We start from the raw sequence: 5,868 nt of genomic DNA, 5'->3' as shown, positions 1-5,868 counted from the left end.
CTGTCCCACGACGAGGGTGTCAACCTGGCCGGCATCAAGCGCATCATCGAGTTGACCAACCAGGTCGAGGCGCTGCAGGCACGCCTGGCAGAAATGGCCACCGAGGTGGAGGTGTTGCGCGCCAACCAGCGTCGCGACGTCGCGCTAGTGCCGAAGAGCACCGCCGTGGTGGTCTGGCGCCCCCGCCGCTAGCTATTCTCCGGCGCGCCGCTAGCTGTTCTCCGGCGCGAGCATGCGCAAACTCGCACAAAATGCGCCGCAGGAATGCGAGTTTGCGAATGCTCGCGGGTAGGGCGGGTCTCGCGGGTAGGGCGGGTCTCGCGGGTAGGGCGGGTGGTGCAGGTTGGGCGGGTGGTGCGGGTAGGGCGGCTTAGGCTCAGGCGACCCAGATGGAGAACTGTGCCACGCCGGGCTCACCCTGGCGGGCCACTCGGTAGCCCCCGCGACGCAGCGCGTCGGTCGGTGCGGCCATCGGTTCGAAGCAGATCACGTCGTCGTCTCCTGGCGCGTAGACCTGGGCAGCCGGAAAACCCTCGTCGAAGTGCACCTCGATGCGCCGATCTCCGCCAGAGACCGCGAAGACCGCACCAGCGGGCACTTCGTCGTAGCCGTCGTCGAGGAATTTCTCACCGAGCAACTCGGTGGCCTGCGGATGGGCGCCCATCTCCCCTGTCGGGATTCCCCATGCGTTGACCGGGCGGAACCGCATCGCCGGTGTCTCGATCTGCCACTGGGTACGGGGCACACCGGGAAGCTGAAAATACGGATGGAATCCGAAGCACAACGGCACCCGCGTACCGGTGGTGGGGGTCACGGTGGTCCGCACCGTCAGCCTGCGATCGGCCAGGGTGATGTCCAGCCTCAGCAGATGCGGGAACGGGAAGGAAGCCAGCAGCCCGGGTTGCGCGCCGAAGTCCAGCTCAGCGGTGAGTTGCGATTCCAGCTGGGCGGTCACCTGCCAGCCGGGGTATCCGGCCAGTGTGCCGTGGATCGGTACGCCGTGCTCATCGGTGCGGACGCCGCCGGTGCCGGGGGTGAGCGTCACAATGGCTCCGATGGCTCCGTCAACCCCGTACCCGTTGCTGCTCAACCGGTTCGCCCACGGGTACAAAATCGGGATGCCCATCGTCTTGTGTTTTCTGACGTAGGTTTCCAGACCGCGACGCTGGCCGAGCAATTCCACCCGGTCGTCGGAGAGCGATGTGCCGACCATGCCGGCGTTCGGAACGAACGTCGCCGTCAGCGGCGACGACGGATCGCTCAGGGTGATGAGTTCAAACTCGGTCTGCGATCCCGTCATGGCCCGATTCTGCCACAGTCTCCTCAAGATAATGGGTCATGTTGAATTCGTTGTGGTGGCGTGCCTTTGGCAGCCAATGCTGCCTCGGTGGCCCGCACCATATCCGGCCCTCCGCAGATCAGGATCTGCCGATCGCTCCAGGCTCCGTAGCGGGTGACCACCTCGGGCAGCCGCCCGGTTTGACGTACGTGCAGTCCTCGCGGTGGTGTCACGTCGGGATAGCCGGAGGCCCACGGTGGGTCGCCGGTGTATTCAGAGACGGGGGTCACCGACAACCACGGATTGTGCGTTGCGATCTGCCACAGAGTGGGGAGGTCGTAGAGTTCGCACGGGTACCGACCGCCGAAAAACAGGTGCACCCGCGGGTTTACTCCCCACCGGGTGAGGTCCATGATGATGGCGCGCAGCGGCGCCAGGCCGGTGCTGCCTGCCACCATCAGCACATCGCCGCCGTCCCGATCGACGTGCATGGCGCCGTGCGGGCTGGACAACCGCCAGCGGTCGCCGGGTTGGGTCTCGTTGACGACCGCGGTGCTGACTAGGCCGCCGGAGACCGCGCGCACATGGAATTCGATTCCGCCGTTGTCGTTCGGTGGAGTGGCGGGCGTCAGGTAACGCCATCGCCGGGGGCACTGCGGTGTTTCGACCTGGACGTACTGACCCGGGTAGTAGTGCAGTGGGCGGTCCAGTTGCAACCGTATGACGGCCAGGTCGCGAGATGCCCGCCGGTACTCGATCACCGTGCCGTCCCAGAAGGCCGGCCCTCCTTCGGCCTCGGCCGCTCCGCTCATCACCCCGGTGATCAGGTTGAGCGACTGGCGAGCGGCGTCGTCGACGGCATCCGTCCACGCACCGGCTAGTTCGTCTCGCAGTGTGGCGTAAAGAACCTGTCTGAGTGTGTGGTAATGATGTTGTGCCACACCGTATTTGCGGTGATCGCGGCCGAGCTGGGCCAGAAATGCCACCGGCTCCTGTGCGCGCTGCGCGATCAGTTCGCCGTAGACCCAGCTCAGCGCCTCGGCGAAGGCGGCGCGTTGAGTGGCCAGGTCGGCCGGGAACAAGTCCCGCACCGCGGGGTCGGCGCCGAACCATCGGCTGAAGACGTGACCGGTGAGGTTGCCGTCCGGCGCCGTGAAAGCCTTGTGCAGCACGCACAGCGCATCTCGGTCGTCGAGCCCCACGACCGCCGAGTTTATGCCCGGTTGCGCACCCCGGTGATCAGCGCGGCGTTGACACCCTGGCATCCTGAGGCAGCAAGTGGCCGAGCATGTCACGAGTATCTTGGGCACGTGTCGTTTGAGTGCGTCGAGGTCACCCGCAGCGGTGAGTTCACTACGATCACAATGAACCGCCCTCGCCAGCGCAATGCGCTGTCGCTGCGGCTCATGGACGAACTTCTCGCCGCATTCCGCGAGGTGGGGGAGAGCGATGCGCTGGGTGTGGTGCTGGCCGGCAACGGCCCGGTGTTCAGTGCCGGGCACGACTTCGCGGACGTGGCGGGCAAGGATCACGCGGCGGTGCGGCAGCTGCTGGTCACCTGCACGCAGCTGATGACCACTATGCAGCAGATCCCGCAGCCGGTGGTGGCACGTGTCCACGGCCTGGCCACCGCGGCGGGCTGCCAGCTGGTGGCCACCGCCGACCTGGCGGTCGCCGCGGACACCGCGGGCTTCGCCGCCCCGGGCGGCAAGGGTGGCTGGTTCTGCCACACCCCGATGGTCGCCATCGCCCGCAACATCGGGCGCAAACGCGCGGCCGAGCTGGCGCTGTCCGGCGACGTGATCGACGCGGTGACCGCGCGGGATTGGGGTTTGGTCAATCAGGTGGTGCCGGTCGAGCAGCTGGACAGCGCCGTGGCGGACCTGCTGGAGCGGGTCACCCGCGGCAGCGCGGAGAGCAAGGGCCTGGGCAAGCGGGCGCTGTACGCCCAGATCGACCTCGACCAGGAAAAGGCCTACGCCTACGCGATCGAGGTGATGGCGGCGGCCAGCCAGCTGGCCGATGCCCAGGAAGGGGCGAGTGCATTCCTGGAGAAGCGCAAGCCGAAGTGGCGGCGGGGGCGGTGAGTCGGCCCGGCCACAGTGCATGAACATCGTGTCGGTCGGCGATTGTCCACGCTAGGTTTGCGTTATGGCCGGACGATCAGCGCGAGTCGACGACGTGCACGACATCGCCGCATCGATGCCACACGTGACCAGAATCGAAGGGCCGAAAGGCAACCCGATTTATCAGGTGGGCGGCAAGTCGTTCGTGTTCTTCCGCAACCCTCGGCCCGACGCCAGGGATTCGGTCACCCACGAGCTGTACCCCGACGTCATCGTCATCTGGGTCGAGTCCGAAAGCGACAAGCTTGCTCTCATTCAAGACCCGGGAACGCCGTTCTTCACCACCGACCATTTCAATGGCCATTTGTCCGTACTGGTTCGGGCAGCCGACCTGCCTGCGATCACCAGGACCGAACTGGCCGAAGTGATACAGGACGCCTGGCTGTCCCGCGCATCGAAGCGACGCCGGGAGGCGTGGCTGGCAACTGAGGCTCGCCGCGGCGCTTGAACTTGAGCGGAACAGACTCAATCTTGACGGCGTTACACAACGCGACGAGCATTTTTGACAACCCTTGCTGACCCTGAACGGAGGTGTCGTGGACTCTTTCAACCCCACCACCAAGACCCAGGCTGCGCTGACCGCCGCACTGCAGGCGGCTTCCGCCGCCGGGAACCCTGAGATCCGACCTGCGCATCTACTGATGGCGCTGTTGACCCAGAACGACGGGATCGCGGCGCCGCTGTGCGAGGCGGTCGGCGTCGACCCGGCAACCATTCGAACCGAGGCGCAGCGGCTACTGGAGCAGCTCCCCCAGGCCACCGGGGCCAGCGCACAGCCGCAGCTGTCCCGCGAGTCACTGGCCGCGATCACCACCGCCCAGCAGCTGGCCACCGAACTCGACGACGAATACGTCTCCACCGAGCACCTGATGGTCGGGCTGGCCACCGGCGACTCCGACGTCGCCAAGCTGCTTACCGGCCACGGCGCCTCACCGCAGGCGCTGCGTGAGGCGTTCGTCAAGGTGCGCGGCAGCACACGGGTCACCAGCCCCGACCCCGAGGCCACCTACCAGGCGCTGGAGAAGTACTCTACCGACCTGACCGCTCGTGCCCGCGAAGGCAAGCTCGACCCAGTCATCGGGCGGGACAACGAGATTCGCCGGGTGGTGCAGGTGCTCTCCCGGCGCACCAAGAACAATCCGGTGCTGATCGGTGAGCCCGGCGTCGGCAAGACGGCGATCGTGGAGGGCCTTGCCCAGCGCATCGTCGCCGGCGACGTGCCGGAGAGCCTGCGCGACAAGACCGTCATTGCGCTGGACCTGGGCTCGATGGTGGCCGGTTCAAAGTACCGCGGCGAGTTCGAGGAGCGGCTCAAGGCGGTGCTCGACGACATCAAGAACTCCGCGGGGCAGATCATCACGTTCATCGACGAGCTGCACACCATCGTCGGCGCCGGGGCGACCGGCGAATCGGCGATGGACGCCGGCAACATGATCAAGCCGATGCTGGCCCGCGGCGAGCTGCGGCTGGTCGGCGCGACCACGCTCGACGAGTACCGCAAGCACATCGAGAAGGATGCCGCGCTGGAGCGGCGTTTCCAGCAGGTCTTCGTCGGCGAGCCGTCGGTGGAAGACACCATCGGCATCCTGCGCGGCCTCAAGGACCGCTACGAAGTGCACCATGGGGTGCGGATCACCGACTCGGCGCTGGTCGCGGCGGCGACCTTGAGCGACCGTTACATCACGGCCCGGTTCCTGCCGGACAAGGCCATCGACCTGGTCGACGAGGCGGCGTCGCGGCTGCGGATGGAGATCGACTCGCGCCCAGTGGAGATCGACGAGGTTGAACGGCTGGTGCGCCGGCTGGAGATCGAGGAGATGGCGCTCGCCAAAGAGGAGGACGAGGCGTCCAAGGAGCGGCTGGAGAAGCTGCGCGCCGAGCTGGCCGACAAGAAGGAACAACTGGCCCACCTCACCACCCGCTGGCAGAACGAGAAGAGCGCGATCGACAACGTCCGCGAACTGAAAGAACAGCTGGAGACGCTGCGGGGCGAGTCCGAGCGCGCCGAACGCGACGGCGACCTGGCCAAGGCCGCCGAGCTGCGCTACGGGCGTATCCCCGAGGTCGAAAAGAAGCTCGAGGCGGCGCTGCCGCAGGCGCAGGCTCGCGAGGCGATGATGCTCAAGGAGGAGGTCGGCCCCGACGACATCGCCGATGTGGTGAGCGCGTGGACCGGCATCCCGGCCGGGCGGCTGCTGGAGGGCGAGACCGCCAAGCTGCTGCGGATGGAAGACGAGCTGGCCAAGCGCGTTGTCGGCCAGAAGAAGGCCGTGCAAGCGGTCTCCGACGCGGTGCGCCGCAGCCGCGCCGGGGTCGCCGACCCCAACCGGCCCACCGGGGCGTTTTTGTTCCTGGGCCCCACCGGAGTCGGCAAGACCGAGCTGGCCAAGGCGCTGGCCGACTTCCTCTTCGACGACGAGCGGGCCATGGTGCGCATCGACATGAGCGAGTACGGCGAGAAGC

6 protein-coding genes are annotated in these 5,868 nt (G+C 67.0%); 4 read left to right on the top strand and 2 right to left on the bottom strand.

All coding sequences use genetic code 11. From position 1 onward, the window contains the following. A partial coding sequence (locus AC2VOP_RS08940) for a MerR family transcriptional regulator (RefSeq protein ID WP_486960626.1) occupies positions 1–192 on the top strand: 192 nt, incomplete at its 5' end. A gap of 184 nt (positions 193–376) precedes the next feature. Here AC2VOP_RS08940 and AC2VOP_RS08935 read toward each other — a convergent pair. Together AC2VOP_RS08935 and AC2VOP_RS08930 are read right to left on the bottom strand one after the other, a co-directional pair. After that, entirely contained in the window at positions 377–1,300 is a 924-nt protein-coding gene (locus AC2VOP_RS08935; RefSeq protein WP_486960625.1) for an aldose 1-epimerase, read from the bottom strand. Positions 1,301–1,323: 23 nt separating this feature from the next. After that, the gene (locus tag AC2VOP_RS08930) at positions 1,324–2,481 is read right to left on the bottom strand and encodes an FAD-binding oxidoreductase (protein WP_486960624.1); all 1,158 of its coding nucleotides are present in this window, start codon (positions 2,479–2,481) and stop codon (positions 1,324–1,326) included. A 108-nt stretch (positions 2,482–2,589) separates the two neighbouring features. Here AC2VOP_RS08930 and AC2VOP_RS08925 point away from each other — a divergent pair, with 108 nt between their 5' ends. From AC2VOP_RS08925 to AC2VOP_RS08915, 3 genes are all read left to right on the top strand, one after another. Continuing rightward, positions 2,590–3,366, top strand: a complete 777-nt coding sequence (locus AC2VOP_RS08925) for an enoyl-CoA hydratase-related protein (protein ID WP_486960623.1) — start codon at positions 2,590–2,592, stop codon at positions 3,364–3,366. Positions 3,367–3,430: 64 nt separating this feature from the next. Beyond that, a complete protein-coding gene (locus AC2VOP_RS08920) occupies positions 3,431–3,853 on the top strand; it encodes an MmcQ/YjbR family DNA-binding protein (protein ID WP_486960622.1) in 423 nt (140 codons plus the stop codon). A gap of 88 nt (positions 3,854–3,941) precedes the next feature. Continuing rightward, the coding region (locus AC2VOP_RS08915; protein ID WP_486960621.1) for an ATP-dependent Clp protease ATP-binding subunit at positions 3,942–5,868 on the top strand (1,927 nt) is incomplete at its 3' end.

The organism is Mycobacterium sp. TH-M106 (genome assembly GCF_057473765.1).
This window is presented reverse-complemented; position numbering and strand designations above follow the sequence as displayed.